The following is a 19971-nucleotide window of genomic DNA, read 5'->3' on the forward strand; positions in this document are numbered from 1 at the left end:
CACCTCCACATATGGTGAATCACAAAATCCGGCACGTGGAAATCCCATCGATTCAGATTTCAAGGATGACGCTTTAGGAATACAGTCAGATTCGGCACGCGCCTCAATGACGAAAAAGAACGGCTACGCCCGGAATTGGGCGTAGCTTTTTCCGGCAAAGGCCACTCTTGGCCAGTCTTGCATCTGAACCGACCTGATCCGAGGATTTTTCGGCTGATCGCACGACAAGCCCAAGACACCAAAAACCCCGCCAGAGGCGGGGCTATGTCGAAAGTGCAACCGCGTCCCAGTTTTCATTTGACAGCGTTGCCGTCAAATCCGGTATCTCTTCGGCCTCGCGACCTACTTTACCTCTTTTACGCGGTGTGTGAGGCGGGCGTTCTCACCTTACACCTTCAAAATCACTAGCAGCTAATTAGCGGCCAGTCGCTGCATAATCAAGTCCTCGTCCTCGGCTTGACGATCTTCAAGATCCCTTTGTCTCGCTTTTTATCAAGCTCCGACTGAGTGATGAAATAACTTGAGCAGACGTGATAGTAGCCATCCGTTTCGTCTTTCTTAACGGTGAGCGCGACCAGAGCCGCTCCCGCGACCCCGGAAATGCGGCCGACGATTTCGATCTTACCGGGGTTCCTGTGGTCATCACCCAAATATGTAGGCGCAGACAGGATCTGAGACAGGTGCGGCACGATCAAGGGAACATCGTTGGGGTGCCGTTTCAACGCATGTTTCTGGGCAGGCGCAGAGAACTTGACCTCGCCGGGGTCAAGCTCGATCTTGAGGGGCCGGAAGATGTCTTCGTCAGGCATCGTACCGGGAAATATGTCAAACGGCCTGGTCTTTGCCATGTTGCGCCCGTTACTCGATACCACACGTCACGCGGAGGTAGAGCGTTTCGACCATCCACGCAACCGCGATCCCGGCAGGTGTTCCGCCTTTCTTCCGAAGATCTCGCTTCCGGACATGCGAAGACATACGGCGACCAAACGGAATTGATCGAGGTCTTGGATATGAAAGACCAATGGGCCAAGCCCGTTTCCCATCGCGAACAAACTCTGTCGCGCAAAGCGCAACGGGGTTTACCGCTGCCATGTCCCAGGAAAAAAGGCCGCGCATGGCGGCCCCTTCTGTTTGTCTGTCTTGGCCCCCCGGGTCTCAGACCTTGAGGTTCGGTATGATCTGCTTTTTGCGGCTCATCAGCCCCGGCAGCACCACGGTGTCACCGGTGACCGTCGCGTCAAAGCTCTTCTCGGCCACGGTCTTGACCAGATCGTTGGGCACCAGCAGCGTCGCTTCCTCTTTCAGGATGTCGATGACGAAGAGCAGCACCTGATCGACGCCGTCTTCCTTGGCCACGTCGACCATCGTCGCCATCAGGCTGTCCTTGCGGTCCAGCGGGATCTCGGGCGACGTGGTCTCGAGCACCGAGACCCGGAACTTGGTGCCGTCAACGGCGTATTCCTTGCTGTCCATGCGCAGCAGCTCGGCATCCGAAAAGGCGGACACGTCCGACTTGGCGGCGAACATCTGCGCGGCATACTCGGGGATGTCCACGCCCAGATCCTCGGCCAGCGCATGGGCGACGGCCTTGTCTTCCTGCGTCGTGGTGGGCGAGCGGAATTCCATCGTGTCCGACAGGATGCAGGTCAGCATCGCGCCCTTGATGGCCTTGGGCGCCTGCGCCAGGTCCTTGCCGATCATCTTCCACATGATGGTCGCGGTGCAGGCCAGCGGCTCGATGCGGATGTCGATCGGCCCCTTGGTCTCCAGCCCGCCGACCAGCTTGTGATGGTCGATGATGCCACGGATGTCGGCATTGTTGATGTTGGCGGGCAGCTCGGCGGGGTTGTTGGTGTCCACGATCACCACCGGCGCGCCGTCCTCGACATCGGCGATGATCGCCGGCTTCTCGAGCCCCCAATGCTCCAGCATGAACGCCGCTTCGGTGTTGGGCTCGCCCAGCAGCACCGGGCTTGCGGCCTCGCCTTTGATTTCGCTGAGATACCAGGCCCAGATGATCGGGCTGCCGGTGCTGTCGGTGTCGGGGGATTTATGTCCAAAAACCTGAGTCGTCATCTGCATCGTCCTCGTGCATCGGAATGTCCATTCGGCGCGCCTTATAGGCGTGCCGTGGGGGCTTGTCACCCACCAGCGCGCACCTGCGTCAACCCGCCGGCCCCACGACTAGCGCGTCACGCCCGCCACGGGCCCCGAGCCTCCCGGGGGCCGAGATACCAGGCGCGCGCCAACGGCGCGCACCGCTGGATCACAGGTTGTCGGTCACGCGGAATCCCTCGGGGATCGCGTCCACGCCCTCCAGCAGCAGATCGGCCATCACCTCGCCCACCTTCGGCGCCATGCCGAAGCCGATCTTGAACCCGCCGTTGGCCACGTAACGCCCTGCGCGCCCTGGCCAGGGGCCCAGCATCGGCGCGCGGCTGCGCGCGCGCGGGCGCACGCCGGCCCAGCGGCGGACCACCGGCGCGCCGTGCAAGAGCGGCAGCGCCGCGACCGCGCGGTCCAACAGCGCGTCGCATTGCGCATCGGTCAACACCGGATCGCCGAATTCCCGCTCCGAGGTGGACCCGATGGCGACCGTCCCGTCCGCATGGGGCACGATGTGCAGGCCGTCGACAAAGACCTGCGGGTCCTCCACCGCCGCGTGCCGCAGCAGCACAGCCTGCCCTTTCACGCCCACACCCACCGGGCGCGCCAGCGCCTCGGACAGATCCGCCAGCCCGCGCCAGCCCGTGGCCCAGACCACCTGGCCACGGTCCGGAGCGTCGTCCACCACCTCGCCGCCCACCGCGCGCAGCGCCGCCACCAGCGCGCCGCAGGCGCGGGCTGGGTGCAGCCGCGCCGTCAGGCTGTCGAAGACCCAGCGCCCGGTCGGGCTGGCGGGCGCGAAAGCGCCCGGCTCGGACACGACCCGCCAGTCCGCCTGCCCGCGCCAGAGCTCCGCCGCGCCCACGGCGCGCGCCTCGGCCAGGGCCACCGCCGCCGCGTCGGCCAGGGGCTGCAGCCGGCCGGTGCGCCCATAGCCCGCCAGAACGCCGCCCGCAGCCTCGACCCCGCGCCACCAGTCCTCGGCCATCAACAGGCTGTCCAGCTGGAACGCCTTCTTGGCGTTCCAGTTCTCGGGTACATGCGGGGCCAGCGCGCCGACGATCCCGCCCGAGGACCCGGCGCCGGGGCCATAGGGGTCCACGACCCGCACTCGCGCCCCGCGCCGCGCACAGGCCCAAGCCACCGACAGGCCGAAAATCCCGGCCCCGCGAACGGTCACATCGACGCTTGCCATTGGCGTTCAACCCTCGTTATTGCTCGGCCATTGCATAGGACATCCCGCAATGCCCGACCACCCCGACAGCCTGACATGGCGCGACGGTGCGGTGCCGGTCTCGGCCCGCTTCGACGACCCGTATTATTCGCTCGACAACGGGCTCGCGGAAACGCGGCATGTCTTTCTGGCGGGCAACGGCCTGCCCGAGCGGTTCCGCGACGGCTTTCGTATCGCCGAGCTGGGCTTCGGCACCGGGCTCAACCTGCTGGCCGCGCTGCACCTCTGGCGCGAGAGCGGTCAGCCCGGGACCCTGCACTTCACCAGTTTCGAGGCCTTCCCCCTACCTGCCGCCGATATGATCCGCGCCCAAGCCGCCTTTCCCGAGCTCTCCGCGCTCGCCGCCGAACTCGCCCCTTACTGGCAGCAAGGTGCGACCGAAATCGCCCTGCCCGATCTGAATTTCCGCCTGATCGCCGGCGACGCGCGGCAGACCCTGCCGCGCTGGGAGGGTCTGGCCGACGCCTGGTTCCTCGACGGCTTTTCCCCCGCCAAGAACCCCGAGTTGTGGGAGCCCGCCTTGCTGCGCGCCGTCGGCGACCACACGGCCCCAGGCGGAACCGCCGCGACCTATTCCGCCGCGGGCGCGATCCGCCGCGCGCTGGCCGACGCCGGGTTCGAGGTCACCCGTGGCCCCGGCTATGGCCGCAAACGCCACATGACCCTTGCCCGGATGCCCGCCACATGACCACTCAGAACACCCGCCTCGGCATTTGGCTGATGGTGGTGACCACGTTCATCTTTGCCCTGCAGGACGGCCTCTCGCGCCATCTGGCCGGCGAGTACAACGCCATGATGGTGGTCATGGTCCGCTACTGGTTCTTTGCCGCCTTCGTCATGACGGTCGCATCCCGCCAGGCCGGAGGCCTGCGCGCCGCTGCCGCGTCCTCGATGCCCTGGGTTCAGGCCTTTCGCGGGGCGCTTCTGGCGCTCGAGATCAACGTGATGGTCGCAGGCTTCGTCTTTCTGGGGCTGGTCGAAAGCCACGCGGTCTTTGCCTGCTACCCGCTGCTGATCGCCGCCCTGTCCGGGCCGGTGCTGGGCGAGCATGTGGGCTGGCGGCGGTGGGCCGCCATCGCCGTGGGCTTCGTCGGCGTGCTGATCATCCTGCAACCCGATCAGGGCGTCTTTTCGCCCTATGCCGCGATCCCGCTGCTGGCGGCGCTGATGTTCGCGCTTTACGGGCTGCTGACGCGCTATGTCGGCCGGGTCGACAGCGCGGCCACGTCGTTCTTCTGGACCGGCACGGTCGGGGCGGTGGTGGCCACCGTGATCGGCATCTGGTTCTGGCAGAACATGACCCCGCCCGATTGGGGCTGGATGGCGATGCTCTGCATCACCGGGGCGATGGGGCATTACACGCTGATCAAGTGCTACGAGGTCGCCGAGGCCAGCGCGGTGCAGCCCTTTGCCTATTTGCAGCTGGTCTTCGCCAGTGCCTTCGGGGTGTTTCTTTTCGGCGAGACGATCCGCGCCAACGTCGCCTTCGGCGCGGGGCTGATCGTGGCGGCGGGGCTATTCACCCTCTGGCGCGCGCGGCAAAAGGGTTGAGCCGGTCAGCTCTTGCGAAAACGGCACCGGATGCGGGTTCAGGCCGAGCCGCGCGCGGTAGACCGGCAGGCTTTCGGTCACGCGCATGACATAGTTGCGGGTCTCGTTGAAGGGGATCAGCTCGATCCAGTCGACGATGTCGATCCCGCTCCGGCGCGGATCGCCGCGCTCTTCCATCCAGCGGATAGGGCGTGACGGCCCGGCGTTGTAACCCGCCGCCATCATCACCGCGTTGCCGTCGAACCGCTCGGCCAGTTCGGCCAGATAGGCCGCGCCCAGCGTGGCGTTATAGGCCGGGTCGTCGAGCAAACCCGCCAGCGAATAGTCGAGCCCCAGCTTGCCCGACACTTCCCGCGCCGTGCCCGGCATCAGCTGCATCAGCCCGCGCGCGCCTGCACCCGACACCACACGCGGGTCGAATTCCGATTCGCGGCGCGCGATGGCCAGCACCAGTTCCGTGGGCACCGGATTCTTGCGCCCGATCAGATCGGGATGCAGCGCGTAATAGGGCCCCGGCAGCTCGATACCCGACTGCGCCGCGCGCTTGCCCAGCATGACCTGCATATGCGGGCGGTTCATTTCCTCCAGCATGGCGCCCATCTGGCCGATCTGCGTCCGGTCGAGCGATTCCGCCAGATGTGTCAGAAAGCGTTCCGACAGCACCGTCTCGCCCGAGGCCAGCAGCAGGATTGCCGCCTGATAGACCGAGGATTTGGTGAAAGGCGCCGTGCGCCAGTCGGGAAAGGTCTCTGTCCCCGCAAGCTGCGGGTCGGGCGGCAGGCCCCCGGCCTCGGCGGCCAGCAGGCCGTAGAACGAGGTCTGATAGCGCGCTCCTGCGACATAGGCCTCGGCCGCGGCGTCGTTCTGGCCCAGAGCCTCATGGGCGCGGCCGATCCAATAGCCCGCGCGGCCCAGCGAAATCGGTGTCTCGACCGCGTCGCGGTGGTTCTGGAAATGCGCCAGCGCGCGGGCGGGTTCATTGAGAAACCGCAGCGACAGATAGCCCGACAGCCACTCCAGATCGGCGTAATCCGACCCCTCGGTCAGCCCGTGGGCCGAGGCGATGCGATAGGCGCGCGCGGGATCGCCGCCGCGCATCAACTGCCGCGCAAGATCGCGGCGCTCGCGCGCCCAGGCCCAGGGCTCGCCCAGCGCGTCTGCAGTGACCGAACGTTCCAGCAAGAGCTCGATCGCATCGGCGTCGCGGCCCTTGCGCGCGCGCCAACGGAACCGCTCGTAGGCCAGACCGGGATGGTCGCGCAGTTTTTCCGGCACCGCCGCGATCATCGCGTCGACCCCCGGCGCGTTGTTGCGCAGCGCCAGCCGCGCCTTGGCCAGCGCCTGCCAATCCTCGCCCACCAGCGGCACCATGCGCCGGGCGTTGACCTCCCAGCCGCGCCAGAGCGCCATGTCCAGCCGGGCAATGTGATGCGCCCGCAATTGCGGCCGCCATTCGGCCAGCAGCGCCGCCTGTTCCTCGTCGCTCATCGCCAGGGTGCGCCAGGCAATGACCACGTCGGCCTCTGCCAGACCGGGATCGCCCTTGGCCACATGCGCGCGCGCCAGCGCCAGCGCACCGGTGCCGGTCTGCGGCCGGCTGTCGCCGAAAAAGGCCAGAACCGCGTCGTGACCCGCCTCGGCCATGGCGATCTCGGACTTTTCGCGCAGATAGGGCAGCCCGGGCCAGTCGGGATTGCGCGCAAGGAAATCCATGACCTGGCCGGCATCGCCATTGCCCGCGCGCAGGTGGTGCCAGAGGATCACATCCAGCGCGACCTGCCCGTCGCCGCGCGCCTCGATCTGGGCGGCGGCCCAGTTGCCGTCGCGCAGCGCCTCCATCGCGCGGGCCAGCGGGCGGTCCGCCCCCTGCGCCAGAACCGGCATCGCCAGCACACAGAACACCAAGGCAAGAAGACGCGACATGAGCTTGCAATTTCCGTGCCGAAAAGGAATAGACCCATATCAGGATATCGCGCGCGCGGCGGCCTTCAACTCACAATCCCGGGGGGAGCCGCGAAAAGCCGCGCATCATCGCCGGAGCTCCGGCGCAACCGAACCAAAAGGAGCGTGTCATGTTTAAGGGGTCAATGCCTGCCCTGGTCACCCCGTTCAAGGACGGTGCGGTGGATTTCGAGACGCTCAAACGCCTGGTCGAATGGCATATCGAACAGGGCAGCCACGGGCTTGTGCCGGTGGGCACCACGGGCGAATCGCCGACGCTCAGCCATGCCGAACACGAGGCGGTGGTGGAATGCGTCGTGCAGACCTCGGCCGGACGGCTGCCGGTGATCGCCGGGGCCGGGTCGAACAACACCACCGAGACGATCCGCTTTCTGCAACACGCCGAGCGGGTCGGCGCGGATGCGGCGCTGGTGGTGACGCCCTATTACAACCGCCCCACCCAGGCCGGCATGATCGCGCATTTCACCATGGCGCATGACAGCTGCACCCTGCCGATCATCATCTACAACATCCCCGGCCGGTCGGCCGTGGACATGACGCCCGACACGATGGGCGAACTGGCGAAACTGCCGCGCATCGTCGGGGTCAAGGATTCGACCGGCGATCTGTCGCGCGTCAGCGCGCAGCGCATCACCTGCGGCAAGGACTTCCTGCAGATCTCGGGCGAGGACCCGCTGGCGCATGGCTTTCACGCGCATGGCGGCGTGGGCTGCATCTCGGTCACGGCGAATGTGGCGCCGCGGCTCTGCGCGGATCTGCAAGAGGCTTGCCTGGCGGGCGACTTTGCCAAGGCGCTGGAATTGCAGGACCGGCTGATGCCCCTGCATCAGGCGATCTTTACCGAGCCGGGGCTCTGCGGTGCCAAGTACGGCATGTCCAAGCTTGGTCTCTGCGCCGAGGACGTGCGCCCGCCGCTCTTGCCGCTGACAGAACCGACGCGCGCCAAGATGGACGCGGCGATGCGCCACGCGGGCCTGCTGAACTGATGGTGACGGGGCCGCGTGACGGCCCCGTCACCGCCCGGTCACTGGCCCGGCGTCGCCTCCAGCCCCTCGGGCTGTCCCACCACGACGAAATGCAGCGCCTCGGGGCGCAGCAGCCTTTCGGCCACGCGCGAAACGTCGTCCAGCGTGACCGCCGCGACCTTGTCGTTGCGGGTCTCGACATAGTCGAGCGGCAGATGGTCCATCTGCATCCCAACAAGGATATCCGCAATCGGCCCATTGCCGTCAAAGCGCAGCGGATAGGCCCCGGTGAGGTAGGTCTTGGCCTCGGCCAGTTCTTCCTCGCTCACGCCTTCGGCGGCAAGCCGTTCCCATTCGGCGCGGATCACGTCAATCGCCTCGGCGATCCGGTCGTTGGCCGAGGCGACACGGCCCAGGTACAGCGCCGCGTGGTCCTTGGGCACGAGGTAGCTGTAAACCCCATAGGTCAGCCCGCGCTTTTCGCGCACCTCGTTCATCAGCCGCGATTCGAAGCCACCCGCGCCGAGGATCTGGTTCATAACGTAGGCTGCAAAGAAATCCGGGTCGTCCCGTTCGATCCCCTCATGACCGAAAAGAGCGACCGATTGCGGCGTGTCGAAGGGCACCACGGTCGCGCCGGCCTCGGTCGTGACCGCCACATCGGCGGGCTGGGGGCGGCCGGTGGCGGGCAGATCGCCCAGCAGGTCATCCAGCAGCGCGCTCAGTTCTTCGCCGGTGATGTCCCCGGCGGCGGCGACATAGACGCGGTCGCGGGTCAGAACCCCGGCGTGGGCGTCGATCAGATCGTCGCGGGTCAGTGCTGCAACGCTGTCTTCGGTGCCTTCGCGCGCAGAACCGTAGGGGTGATCGCCGAACACCATCCGGTCGAAAGCCGCCGAGGCGATGCTGTCAGGGTCCTTCAGATCCGAACGGATGCCCGAGATCACCTGCGCGCGCACCCGTTCCAGCGCGTCCGCGTCAAAGCGCGGCGCGGTCAGCGCATCGCGCAAGAGCGCCAGCGCCTCCGGCTGGGTTTCCTTGAGAAACCGCGCCGAGACCGACACCGCGTCGTCGCTGGCGTCAAAGCTGAAACTGGCCGCAATCGATTCCGCCGCCTCGGCAAAGCCGCGCGCATCGCGCTCGCCCGCCCCTTCTTCCAGCAACCCGACCATCAGGTTCACCGCGCCACGATTGCCCGGCAGGTCAAGCGACGCGCCGCCGCGAAAGCGCAGTTCAAGCGACACGAAGGGGATCGACGGTTCCTCGACCAGCCACGCGGTGATGCCGCCGGGGCTGGTGACCTCTTCGATCTCGATGTCGGCGCGGGCGGGCAGCGCCAGCAGCGCCGCGAAAAGCGCGGTCAGCAGGTATTTCATTGCGTCACCTCGGTCTCTTCACTCATCAGCCAGCCGGTCACCGAATTCTTGCGGTCGAACACCATGCGGGCGGCGGCCAGGATGTCGTCCTCTGTCACGGCCTGAAGCACGTCGGGCCAGGCCTGTACGTCCTCGACGGTCAACTCGGCGGTCAGCGCGGCCCCATAGCGCCGCGCCAACTGGCTGACGTCGTCGCGGGCATAGATTTGCTGCGCGCGCAGCTGGAACTTGATCCGCTCGAGCTGCTCGGCATCGACGCCCTCCTCCAGGAACTCCGCCACGGCGGTATCCAGCGCATCCTCGGCCTCTTGCAGGCTCACGCCCTGCGATGGCACGATCACCAGCCCGAAGGACGTGTCGTCCAGCGACACGCCGCTGTAAAAGGCGCTGGTGTAGACGGCCTTTTGCTTTTCGAACTGCAGCTTGCGGTTCAGAACCGAGGTCTGCCCGCCGCCGAGGATTTCTGACAGCATCACCAGCGCCGCGGCGGTTTCCTGCGCGCCCGGGTCGCGTTCCGGCGCCAGATAGGTGCGGATCACATAAGGCTGGGCGACACGCGCATCGCGGAAGGTCAGCCGGCGTTCGGACATCTGGACCGGCTCCTGCGGGCGCAGGCGCGGGCCCAGCTCGGGGTTGGCGGGCAGCGGGCCGTAATGCTCTTGGGCCAGCGCGCGCACCTCTTCGGGCGTGGTGTCGCCCGCGACGATCAGGATCGCGTTGTTGGGCGCGTAATGGCGTTTGTAGAACGCCAGCGCGGCGTCGAGATCCAACGTCTCCATCTCGTGCCGCCAGCCGATGATCGGCACGCCGTAGCGGTGGTTCATATAAAGCGCCGCATTGCGCTGCTCGCGGAAAAGCGCGCCGGGGTCGTTTTCGACCCGCTGGTTGCGTTCCTCAATGATGACCTCGCGTTCGGTCAGGATGTCCTCTGGGCCGAGGTTGAGGTTGACCATCCGGTCCGCCTCCATCTGCATCATCAGGCCCAGCCGGTCGGCTGCCACGCGCTGAAAATAGCCGGTGTAGTCGTAGCTGGTGAACGCGTTGTCGGTGCCGCCGTTGGCGGCGACGACCTTGCTGAACTCACCGGGCGCCAGCGTGTCGGTGCCCTTAAACAGCAGATGTTCCAGGAAATGGGCCACGCCCGACGATCCGGCGGGTTCGTCCGCCGATCCGGCGCGATACCAGACCATATGCACGACGACGGGGGCGCGGTGATCCTCGATCACGACCACATCCATGCCGTTGTCGAGCGTGAAGGTGGTCACCAGATCGTTGATCCCCTCCGCCCGCAGCGGAAGCGCGGCCAGAAGCAGCGCGGCGGTCACGGCAAGCAGTCTGAGCATGAAACCCTCTCTCCCTTGATCACGGCAAATAGGTACGCCCCGCACGCCTAAGATCAAGCCCGCCAACGGCTTTGTGAGCGGATCACTCCTCGGGCGGGGCGCTCGGGGTCTGGACGCCCAGCCGGCGGAAGCGCAGCAGCTGGCGGTAGGGGTCGATCGCCTGGCGCCTGTAGATGCGATAGTAATCGTCCTCGGGCACGATCGAGAAGGTAAAGCGCGACCGGGTCTTGCGGAATTCCAGATCGGCGGCGGCCAGATCCTCGCGGATGTTGCCGTCGACGCCAAAGCGCCCGGCGCGCTGGATCAGCGCGCCATCCGACGCGGGCACGCCATCGGCCCGCAGCCGCGCCGGGTTGCCCCCCAGCGCCGCCACCGCGTCCGACAGCGGCGTCTGATCCGCGCGGTTGGCGCGGCCCGGCGTGGGGCCGGGAAGTTCGGCAAAGCTTTCGGGGGTGGCCAGCGGCTTGCTGGGCACGATCGAGAATTCCTCGGGCTCGCGGCTGTTGGTCCGCAGGTCGTGCAGCGTGATATCGCGCTCACGCCCGCCGCAGGCGGCAAGCCCCATCAGTGACAGCAGAAAAAGCGCGCGCAGCACCGGCATCGTTCGCCTCCGGTTTCGTCCGGGCTCAGGAGTAGCGCATCTCGTCGCCAAGGTCACGGGGCCTTTTTGCTCTGATGCGACGGGCCGGGAAAGAGCACCAGCCCCAACGCCCCCGCAAAGATCGAAATATCGGCGACGTTGAAGGCATAGGGGTTTTCGAACCCGCAGCAGGACATATTGAGGAAATCCGCCACCGCGCCGTAAAGCAGCCGGTCGATTACGTTGCCCAGCGCCCCGCCGATCAGCAGACCGCCCGCGATCAGGCCCAACCGCCCCGGCGGATCGCGCCGCAGCCACACGAGCACGAAAAGCACGATCCCGACGGCGACGGAAATCAGGATCCAGCGCGTCAACGGCGCCTGCCCCGACAGCAGACCGAAGTTGATGCCATAATTCCACGCCATGCGGAAATTCAGGAACGGCGGCAGCACGTCGATCTCGCCCAGCGTCGCCAGGTCGAGCACATGCACCACCAGCCATTTCGTCAGCTGGTCGAGTACGAAGATCACTACTGCCACCAGCGCCACCAGACGCATGTCCTGCTCCTGCCCGTCGGGTCTATGCCGCGTTTCGGCAAGGCATACGCAAAAAGCCCGCCCGGCGCCAGCGTCATTCCCGGCGGTCGGCCCCAGCGGTCACCAAAGGGCGTCCGGAACCGGTTTGCCCTCGCCCGCCTGGTCCCAGGCGTGGGCGGCAATCGACCAACGGCCCTCAGATTTCACCAGCAGATAGCCGCTGATGTCGTGGCTCACGTCCGCGCCGTTTTCCAGCAGTTCCGACATTGCCAGGACCACGGCGATATTGCCGAACCGAAGGATTTGCATGCCCTTCGTGTGTTCCTCGAACGAATGCAGGTTGGCGCGGGCAACGGCCTCCATCCTGTCGACGAAGGTCTCCAGCGATCTGACGGTCACGGGCCGGGCTGCGCCGAGCAGGATGGCTTCGGGCATAAAATCCTGTCGGAACCTGTCCCAATCCGGTTCGGTCTCCGGCCCCCAGCGCATGCCTTCGAAATGCGCGCCAATGAGCGCTCTGATTTCCGTGTCGTCGTCCATGTGGTGATCCTCCCCTGCCGCGACGCCGTTCTGGCGCCACAGGGAGCATACACCAAACCACGCCCCGTTCCGCGCAAGCGGTTCGGCGCGGTCGGATACCGCGCCGGGAGCCTCGGTCCTTTCCGCAATCAGTGCCGGAAATGGCGCATTCCGGTAAAGACCATGGCCAGCCCGGCCTCGTCGGCAGCGGCGATCACATCGTCGTCGCGCATCGAGCCGCCGGGCTGGATAACCGCCTGTGCGCCAGCCTCGGCCGCCGTCAGCAGGCCGTCGGGGAACGGGAAAAACGCATCCGACGCCACGACCGAGCCTTGCGTCAGCGGCGCAGGCAGGCCCAGAACCTCGGCCATGTCCTGCGCCTTGCGCGCGGCGATGCGGGTGCTGTCGACGCGACTCATCTGGCCCGCGCCCACGCCGACGGTGGCGCCGTCGCGGACATAGACGATTGCGTTGGATTTCACGTGCTTGGCCACGGTCCAGGCGAACATCAGGTCGGCCATCTGCGCCTCGGTCGGGGTTTTCTTCGTCACCACCCGCAGATCGTCCATCGACAGCGTCCCGGCGTCGCGGTCCTGCACCAGGTACCCGCCCGACACCTGCCGCACCGCCAGCGCGGCTTCGGCCGGATCGGCCAGACCGCCGGTGGTCAGCAGGCGCAGGTTCCTCTTTGCAGAGAACACCTTGCGCGCGGCATCGGTGGCGTCGGGGGCGATCACCACCTCGGTGAAGATCTCGGTGATGGCCTGGGCGGTGGCCTCGTCCAGCGTCTGGTTCAGCGCGATGATACCGCCGAAAGCCGAAGTCCGGTCGCAGTCGAAGGCGCGGCCATAGGCCTCGGCCAGCGTCGCGCCGCGCGCCACGCCGCAGGGGTTGGCGTGTTTGATGATGGCGCAGGCGGGGCCGTTCTCGGGCCGGAATTCGCTGACCAGCTCAAAGGCCGCGTCGGTATCGTTGATGTTGTTGTAGCTCAGTTCCTTGCCCTGGTGCTGCTCGGCGCTGGCCACGCCGGGGCGCGCGCGCCCGGTGGTGTAGAAAGCCGCCGACTGATGCGGGTTCTCGCCATAGCGCAGCGGCTGCGCCAGCTGCCCGGCAAAGACCCTGCGGCGCGGGTTCGTCTCGTCCAGCGCCTCGGCCATCCAGGTGCTGACCGCCGCGTCATAGGCACCGGTGCGGGCATAGGCCGTCAGCGCCAGGTGCTGGCGAAACGCATAAGAGGTCTGGCCGTCGTTCTGGTCGAGCTCGTGCAACAGCGGCGCGTAATCCATCACGTCCACCACGACATTGACAAAGGCATGGTTTTTGGCCGCCGCGCGGATCATCGCCGGGCCGCCGATGTCGATGTTTTCGATGCAGGTGTCGTAATCCGCGCCCTTGGCGACGGTTTCCTCGAACGGGTAGAGGTTGACGACCAGCAGGTCGATCGCACCGATGCCGTGCTCTTCCATCGCCTGCACATGGGCGTCGTCGTCGCGCAGCGCCAGAAGGCCGCCATGCACCTTGGGATGCAGGGTCTTGACCCGCCCGTCCATCATCTCGGGGAAACCAGTGACCTCGGACACGTCCTTGACCGGCACGCCCGCGCCGCGCAGCGCCGCGGCGGATCCTCCGGTCGACAGGATCTCGATCCCGCGAGCGGCCAGCGCCTCGCCGAGGTCGATCAGACCGGTCTTGTCGGAAACGGAGATGAGGGCGCGGCGGACAGGGTGGAGATTCGGCATAGGGTGGCTTCCCGGATGGCTTCAGAAACTTTCGACCACCTCGTCCTGTGCCAGGTCGCGCACCGCCATCGCGGTGTCCTGCGCCTTGGCCAGGGACCAGCGGACGCGCGTCGCATAGCCCATCGCGCGGCCGGATAAAACAATCTGCTGTGTGGCACGGGGGCGCAGACGGCCTTTTTCCAGGTAAACCGACGGCTCAAGCGACAAATCTATGTCGCCCTCGTGCCGGAACACCCAGATTTCCCCCGACCGCAGCGCCATCGACACCGCCGCGCCGCCCATATCGAGCGCCACATCGACCTCGGGATGGATGTGAAAACGAATCTGGTAGGGCACGCCCGCCAGCCGCACCGCGTCCATCGCCGCGTCGAAGCGGCGCTTGGCGGCGTCGTCCAGCGTCATCAGCATGTCCTCGCCCACCAGCCCGCGCCCGTCGAAGGTCAGTTCCAGAATCCGCGCATGGGTCAGCCCGTGGGTCGCGACATAGCCGTCGTGCCCGCCCTCGAAACGGATGCCGTCTGGCGCCTGGGTCAGCTGCACCGGCACGTTGACCGGCGCGTCCTCCAGCATCTCGCGGCGGGCCGCGCCGATCCAGCCGGGCGCGCCCAGCCGCGCGCTGGAATACCCCTCGAGGCTGAGCGAGGAATGCGACGGCGTGGCCCGCCCCGCGCGGCGCCACTCCTCGCCAAAGATCGCACCCGATCCGCAGTTCACGATCAGCGGCCGGCGGCCCGAGGTCAGCTCGAACGCGAGGGTCGAGGCATGGGCGTTAAAGCTCGCCTTGCCAGTGGGCGGCGGGGCCGCGTCGACGACGATGCTGGTACGGCCCGCCGACAACCTCGCATAGCCCATCGCCAGCCCGTCGGCCTGGCGTTTCTTGTTGCCGCTGGCGGCCAGCGCCTGCTCCAGCCGCCCCTCGATGCCGCGCCCGCCGCCGTGAAACCGCGCCAGCCCGCCGTCCGAATGGCGCAGCGTGCGCAGGGTCGGCGCGATGCGTCCGATGGCGGCGGTCAGCTGCGGGTCGGGGCGCAGATCGGCCTCGTCCAGCGCGGCGGCGGCCCAGGTCAGCAGCGTGAAGACCTCTAGCAGCTCTTCGGGGTTGCGGGTCGGAATGCCGCCCTGCGCATCGACCTGCCGCGCGCATTCGAGCCCCAACGCGCGATGCGCCGGTTCGGCGTATTTCTCCATTCCCTCGAGCGACAACCCGGCATAGATCAGCCCGGTCAGCGCCTCGAAGCGCGGCAGCCCGGGCGCGGAGGCGCCCCAGCGGCGGCCCAGAAAGATCGTCTGCGCGCCCAGCGCGCGGTAAAACGCCGCCGAGGCCGCGCTGTCCTGTCCGCGCAGCAGAAAGAGCGCGTGCTGAATCCAGCGGATCAGCCGCCGACCGGCCAGCTCGGGCGTCCAGCCCGGGCCGGTGCCGCGCCCGTAACGCTCGATCCAGGCCCAGAGCCACTCTTGCGCCAGCCCGCGCGTCGCCGCATCGCCCACCGCCGCCAGATCGTCGAGCCAGGCAAAACCGTGGATCTCTTCCTCGAACGCGGCGTCGGGCGGGTCGAGATCCCAGATCACCGCACCCTTGGTTTCGATGAAATGGCCGGCAAAAAGCAGGTTCCCGGCGGTCAGCTGCCGCCCGCGCGCGAACGATCCGACCGTGCGCGGCTCGGGCTGCGACACAAAGGCCGTGGCCGGGCGCGACCGTGCCGCCAGCCACGCCGCCACGCGATTGCGCAGGCGCGTCAGCGCAGCGTAAAAGCTCTGCCGGTCCGACATGGTCTTATAGCCTTGCTCAGCCTCTTGCCCGCCTTCGCGGGGGCGTTTGTGTCAGAGTACCCCGCACGCGCCGTGAAGTCGACTTGTTCTGATGCGCCTCAGCCCGATGGGCCGAGGACCGCCATGTAAAATCCGTCCATCCCGCCCCTCTCTGCCCAAAAATCGGGCCGCAGGCGAAGCCCGCCCTCGGCGCTGCGCCAGGCGTCCTCGATCCAGGGTGCCTTGACGGGCTGAACCGTCAGGCCGGGATGGCGGGCCAGCGCCTCGGTCACCTGCACCTCACCTTCGTCGGGGATCAGCGAGCAGGTGCAGAACACCAGCCGCCCGCCGGGCGCGAGCAGGCTCAGCGCGTGGTCGATCATCGCCGCCTGCTGGCCGATCAGCTCGGAAATCCCGTCGCCGGTCCGGGCGTGCGGCAGATCGGGATGGCGTCGGATGGTGCCCGTAGCCGAACAGGGCGCATCCAGCAGGATGGCGTGATAGCGCCCCTCGTGGGTCAGCGCGTCGCCCTCGACACAGGTCGCCGTCAGCCCGGTCCGCGCGAGGTTCTCCTCGACCCGCACCAGCCGCGCCGCCGACAGATCGAGCGCCGTCACCTCGGCCCCCGCCGCCGCCAGCTGCATCGTTTTGCCGCCCGGGGCCGCGCACATGTCCAGCACCTTAAGGCCCCGTACATCGCCCAATAAACGCGCAGGAAGCGCTGCGGCAGCGTCCTGCACCCACCAGTCGCCGGCGTCGTAGCCCGGCAGCGCCGTCACCTGCGCCCCCGCCGCCAGCCGCACCGACCCCGTCGGCAACAGAGCACCGCCCACCGCGCGCGCAACCGCCGCTGGATCGCCCTTGGCCGTCAGGTCGAGCGGCGCACCGGCGAAATGCGCGGCCTCCATCGCCATCACCGGCTCGCGGCCCCAGGCCTCGACCAGCGGGCCGCGCAACCAGTCGGGCAGGCGCGGCACCCGCAGCACCGCCCATTGGCCGGGCCCCTTGTCGGCCACCCGCCGCAGCACGGCGTTCACCAGCCCCTTCATCCCGGCGGTCTTGCGGCCCTCGGCCACCAGGCGCACCGCCTCGTTCACCACCCCATGCGCCGCCCCTCCGGTGCAAAGCTCGACCGTCGCCAGCCGTAACACGTTCGTCACGGTCAGCGGCGGCGGTTTCTTCAGAAACGGCTTGAGCACCCGGTCCGCCCGTTCCAGCCCGCGCAGCGTTTCGTTCGTAAGCCGCAGCGCCGCCGCGCGCTCGGCAGGGGCCAAAGCGGCCAGCGACGGCAGACCCGACAGCTCGGAAATCAGCCGCCCCTGCCCCAGCACCTGGTCCAGCATCTGAACGGCGACCTGTCGCGCCGTGGGGGCAGAACGAGCCATTCAATGCATCCCTATCCGGAGGAACGGCCCCTTGCCGGGCCGCTTCGGGGGCGTATATCAAGGGCTCGACCGAGAGGAAACCTGCCATGACCGACACGCCCGATCGCGATCTGCCACCCGCCGCCCGGCGCGCCCTGGCCGAGGCTGAGGAACGCCGCGCCAAGGCCAAGGCCGAAGCAAAGGCCATGCCGACCGAACTGGGTGGCCGCGACGGGCCGGAGCCCGTGCGTTACGGCGATTGGGAAAAGGGCGGTCTGGCGATCGACTTCTGATCGACGCAGGCCACACGCGCAGCCCGAAACGTCGTTATCTCCCATCCGCCACAGGCGCTGGCCGTGGCGGCGCGGGGTGGGATGGCGGGAGCTCCGCCACGGCCAGCGCCGGCGCCTATTTCAGACGAAAATCCGCCGACTCGCCCGCGCCCTCGTCGGAGGTAAACCGGATCCGCGATCCGTCCGACCGCACCTCCTGGCAATTATAGGCCAGCTCATCGCCGCCCCAGTTCAGATCGCGGCAGAAATATCCGTCTTTCCAGCTCCAGGCGCCGGTGATGTCCCAGGCGGCACCCCGCCCGGCGATTTCGCCGTCCGGGCTCACCTGCAGCCGCACCAGCGGGCGCGTCAGGGTTTTTCCCGCCACAAGGCGGACGAATTCGGTCTTGTCGGACACCATCGGCAGTTCCGCCGATGCGATGCCGGGCGCGGCCAGCAAGATCGCGCCGGCCATACCGCCGACCTTACACATGAGTCGTCGCAAACGCATGACAGCCTCGTCTCCGGTTCTGGTCCTTATACGGCGCGAACCGCCGGTCGGATCAGGCCCGGGTGGGGCGGATCACTCCTCGGACAGGCCCAGCACATCCAGCATGTCGTATTCCCCGGGCCGCTTGTCCTGCCCCCAGAGCGCAGCCTTCAGCGCGCCCCGCGCAAACAGCGCCCGGTCGCTGGCGATATGGCGCAGAACGATGCGCTCGCCCGCGGCGGCGAAAATCACGTCGTGCTCGCCCACCACGTCGCCGCCGCGAATCGCGGCAAAGCCGATATCGCCACGCTTGCGCGCGCCGGTCAGCCCGTCGCGGCCGCGGTCCGACACCTCGGCCAGCGACACGCCGCGCCCTTCCGCCGCCGCCTCGCCCAGCATCAGCGCCGTGCCCGAGGGCGCGTCGACCTTGCGGTTGTGATGGGTCTCGACGATCTCGATGTCCCAGTCGGCATCCAGCGCCGCCGCGACGCGCTTGGTCAATTGGGTCAGCAGGTTGACGCCCAGGCTCATGTTGCCCGCGCGCACGATGACCGCATGCCGCGCGGCGGCCTTGATCCGCTCCAGATCGTTGTCCGAAAGGCCGGTGGTGCCGATCACATGCACCGCGCGCGCCTGCGCCGCCAGATCGGCGAAGGCCACCGTGGCCGCCGGCGCGGTGAAATCGATTACCGCCTGCGCGCGCGCGAAGGCCTCGAGCGGGTCGTCGCCCACCAGCACACCCAGCGGCGCGCCGCCCATGGCGGTGCCCAAATCCTGACCGATCCAGTCGTGCCCCGGCCGTTCCAAAGCGCCGGCCAGCCGCAGCTTGTCGCTGGCCAAAATCTCGTGCACCAGCATCTGGCCCATCCGGCCCGACACCCCTGTCACCACAACGCCCGGCTGCTCTGTCATCGCCCGTCACTCCCTGTCGCTCGGCTTGTTTCCTTACCCCGGTCCGGCGCGCTTGGCAAAGGCCGCGCGAGGGCATAGATGGAACGTATGTCCAAGAACAGATTCCATGACGGCCCCGGACCCAGCCAAAGACAGCTGCGCGTCGGCGAACTGATCCGCCGCACCCTGTCGGACGTGCTGATGCGCGGCGATATCCACGACCCCGAACTCAACCGCCTGTCGATCACCGTGGGCGAGGTGCGCGTGTCGCCCGATCTCAAGGTGGCGACCGCCTATGTCGTGCCTTTGGGCGGCAAGGGCAGCGACGACATGTTCGAGCTTCTCAAACGCAACCGGTCCGAGCTGCGCCGCGCCGTGTCCAAGGGGCTGACCCTGAAATTCGCGCCGGAGCTGCGGTTTCGCCTGGACGAGACCTTCGACCGGCTCGACGACACGCGGCGCATGTTCAACCAGGATGCGGTACGGCGTGACCTGGAGGATTAAGACCCCCCTCGCTCTGATCGCCCTTCTGACCGCGTTCGGCACGGCGCCGGGCGCGGAGGCCGCCATGTGCCGCGAAGACAGGTTCAACGGCACCAACTACACCCTGTGCGAGATCGACCCGGCAGAGGACGATCTGCGGCTCTTTCTCTACGACGAGCAGGGTGTCCTCTACGGCCAGTTCCAGCGCATCGACGCAGCATTGGAGGCGCAGGGCAAGCGCCTCGAGATCGCCATGAACGGCGGGATGTATCACGACGACCGCGCGCCCGTCGGCCATTACGTCGAGAACGGGCAAGAGATCATGCGCGTGATCCCCAATGCCGGGCCGGGGAATTTCGGGCTGTTGCCCAACGGCGTCTTCTGCATCGGCGACGGGCGCGCCGATGTGATCGAGACCCTGCGCTATCTCGAAGAGTCCCCTGCCTGCCGCTTTGCCACGCAATCCGGGCCGATGCTGGTGATCGACGGCGCGCTGCATCCGCGGTTCCTGCCCGACAGCACCTCGCGCTACATCCGCAACGGGGTCGGCACCAGCGCCGATGGAACCCGCGTGGTGCTGGCGATCTCGGACGAGGCGGTCACGTTTCACCAATTCGGGCGGCTCTTTCGCGATCACCTGGCGCTGCCGCAGGCGCTGTTTCTCGACGGCAACGTATCGCGCCTTTACGCGCCCGCGCTGGGGCGGTCGGATCTGGGGCGCTACATGGGGCCCATTCTGGGCGTCGTCACCAACCGTTGACCCGCCGGACCTTGCGCTGCGGCGCGGCCCGGCCTACCTCAGCGTCATCCC

The 19971-nt window shown here is 67.5% G+C and carries 20 protein-coding genes; 6 read left to right on the forward strand and 14 right to left on the reverse strand.

Annotated features, from left to right (window positions below):
- Positions 1-437 precede the first annotated feature (437 nt).
- The 3 genes from RXV88_RS08610 to RXV88_RS08620 form a co-directional block, all read right to left on the reverse strand.
- Complete coding sequence (locus RXV88_RS08610; RefSeq protein ID WP_316292006.1) at positions 438-809, reverse strand: hypothetical protein; 372 nt, start codon at positions 807-809, stop codon at positions 438-440.
- A 346-nt stretch (positions 810-1155) separates the two neighbouring features.
- Entirely contained in the window at positions 1156-2076 is a 921-nt protein-coding gene (locus RXV88_RS08615; protein ID WP_316292007.1) for a manganese-dependent inorganic pyrophosphatase, read from the reverse strand.
- Positions 2077-2266: 190 nt separating this feature from the next.
- Positions 2267-3301 (reverse strand): FAD-dependent oxidoreductase, encoded by a 1035-nt coding sequence (locus RXV88_RS08620; protein WP_316292008.1) that lies wholly within the window; start codon positions 3299-3301, stop codon positions 2267-2269.
- A gap of 49 nt (positions 3302-3350) precedes the next feature.
- On the opposite strand from RXV88_RS08620, the gene mnmD reads away from it, so the two are divergent.
- Positions 3351-4028: a tRNA (5-methylaminomethyl-2-thiouridine)(34)-methyltransferase MnmD gene (gene mnmD / locus RXV88_RS08625; protein WP_316292010.1), complete on the forward strand. Its 678-nt coding sequence runs from the start codon at positions 3351-3353 to the stop codon at positions 4026-4028.
- A complete protein-coding gene (locus tag RXV88_RS08630; protein ID WP_316292012.1) occupies positions 4025-4891 on the forward strand; it encodes a DMT family transporter in 867 nt (288 codons plus the stop codon). The genes mnmD and RXV88_RS08630 overlap by 4 nt, the downstream gene beginning before the upstream one ends.
- Here the strand turns inward: RXV88_RS08630 and RXV88_RS08635 are convergent.
- Positions 4856-6814 (reverse strand): lytic transglycosylase domain-containing protein, encoded by a 1959-nt coding sequence (locus RXV88_RS08635; protein WP_316292013.1) that lies wholly within the window; start codon positions 6812-6814, stop codon positions 4856-4858. The two genes, RXV88_RS08630 and RXV88_RS08635, sit on opposite strands and share 36 nt — an antisense overlap.
- A 149-nt stretch (positions 6815-6963) precedes the next feature.
- On the opposite strand from RXV88_RS08635, the gene dapA reads away from it, so the two are divergent.
- Positions 6964-7839, forward strand: coding sequence for a 4-hydroxy-tetrahydrodipicolinate synthase (gene dapA / locus RXV88_RS08640; RefSeq protein WP_316292015.1), 876 nt, complete (start codon positions 6964-6966; stop codon positions 7837-7839).
- Positions 7840-7877: 38 nt separating this feature from the next.
- On the opposite strand, the gene RXV88_RS08645 is transcribed toward dapA, so the two are convergent.
- The 8 genes from RXV88_RS08645 to RXV88_RS08680 form a co-directional block, all read right to left on the reverse strand.
- Positions 7878-9194: a pitrilysin family protein gene (locus tag RXV88_RS08645; protein ID WP_316292016.1), complete on the reverse strand. Its 1317-nt coding sequence runs from the start codon at positions 9192-9194 to the stop codon at positions 7878-7880.
- On the reverse strand, positions 9191-10537 hold the full coding sequence (locus RXV88_RS08650) for a pitrilysin family protein (RefSeq protein WP_316292018.1): 1347 nt from the start codon (positions 10535-10537) through the stop codon (positions 9191-9193). The genes RXV88_RS08645 and RXV88_RS08650 overlap by 4 nt, the downstream gene beginning before the upstream one ends.
- Positions 10538-10619: 82 nt before the next feature.
- Positions 10620-11138, reverse strand: a complete 519-nt coding sequence (locus tag RXV88_RS08655; protein WP_316292020.1) for a DUF3035 domain-containing protein — start codon at positions 11136-11138, stop codon at positions 10620-10622.
- Between the two features lie 53 nt (positions 11139-11191).
- The gene (gene lspA, locus RXV88_RS08660; protein WP_316292022.1) at positions 11192-11674 is read right to left on the reverse strand and encodes a signal peptidase II; all 483 of its coding nucleotides are present in this window, start codon (positions 11672-11674) and stop codon (positions 11192-11194) included.
- A gap of 99 nt (positions 11675-11773) precedes the next feature.
- Positions 11774-12193 (reverse strand): nuclear transport factor 2 family protein, encoded by a 420-nt coding sequence (locus RXV88_RS08665; protein ID WP_316292024.1) that lies wholly within the window; start codon positions 12191-12193, stop codon positions 11774-11776.
- A gap of 128 nt (positions 12194-12321) precedes the next feature.
- Positions 12322-13911: a bifunctional phosphoribosylaminoimidazolecarboxamide formyltransferase/IMP cyclohydrolase gene (gene purH / locus RXV88_RS08670; RefSeq protein ID WP_316292025.1), complete on the reverse strand. Its 1590-nt coding sequence runs from the start codon at positions 13909-13911 to the stop codon at positions 12322-12324.
- A gap of 21 nt (positions 13912-13932) precedes the next feature.
- The gene (locus RXV88_RS08675; RefSeq protein ID WP_316292026.1) at positions 13933-15681 is read right to left on the reverse strand and encodes a heparinase II/III family protein; all 1749 of its coding nucleotides are present in this window, start codon (positions 15679-15681) and stop codon (positions 13933-13935) included.
- 98 nt (positions 15682-15779) lie between these two features.
- Positions 15780-17045: an RsmB/NOP family class I SAM-dependent RNA methyltransferase gene (locus RXV88_RS08680; protein WP_316292027.1), complete on the reverse strand. Its 1266-nt coding sequence runs from the start codon at positions 17043-17045 to the stop codon at positions 15780-15782.
- A gap of 86 nt (positions 17046-17131) precedes the next feature.
- Between RXV88_RS08680 and RXV88_RS08685 the strand changes: the two genes are divergently transcribed.
- Complete coding sequence (locus RXV88_RS08685) at positions 17132-17317, forward strand: DUF1674 domain-containing protein (RefSeq protein WP_316292028.1); 186 nt, start codon at positions 17132-17134, stop codon at positions 17315-17317.
- A gap of 115 nt (positions 17318-17432) precedes the next feature.
- Here the strand turns inward: RXV88_RS08685 and RXV88_RS08690 are convergent, their stop codons facing one another.
- Together RXV88_RS08690 and dapB are read right to left on the reverse strand one after the other, a co-directional pair.
- Positions 17433-17771 (reverse strand): dihydrodipicolinate reductase, encoded by a 339-nt coding sequence (locus tag RXV88_RS08690; RefSeq protein WP_316292030.1) that lies wholly within the window; start codon positions 17769-17771, stop codon positions 17433-17435.
- 108 nt (positions 17772-17879) lie between these two features.
- Positions 17880-18698, reverse strand: a complete 819-nt coding sequence (gene dapB, locus RXV88_RS08695; protein WP_316292032.1) for a 4-hydroxy-tetrahydrodipicolinate reductase — start codon at positions 18696-18698, stop codon at positions 17880-17882.
- Between the two features lie 87 nt (positions 18699-18785).
- On the opposite strand from dapB, the gene rbfA reads away from it, so the two are divergent.
- Positions 18786-19181 (forward strand): 30S ribosome-binding factor RbfA, encoded by a 396-nt coding sequence (gene rbfA / locus RXV88_RS08700; RefSeq protein WP_316292035.1) that lies wholly within the window; start codon positions 18786-18788, stop codon positions 19179-19181.
- Positions 19153-19920, forward strand: coding sequence for a phosphodiester glycosidase family protein (locus tag RXV88_RS08705; protein WP_410468810.1), 768 nt, complete (start codon positions 19153-19155; stop codon positions 19918-19920). Before rbfA ends, RXV88_RS08705 begins: the two co-directional genes overlap by 29 nt.
- The last annotated feature ends 51 nt before the right edge of the window (positions 19921-19971 follow it).

This window comes from Aestuariicoccus sp. MJ-SS9 (assembly GCF_032586235.1).
Taxonomy (GTDB): domain Bacteria; phylum Pseudomonadota; class Alphaproteobacteria; order Rhodobacterales; family Rhodobacteraceae; genus Aestuariicoccus.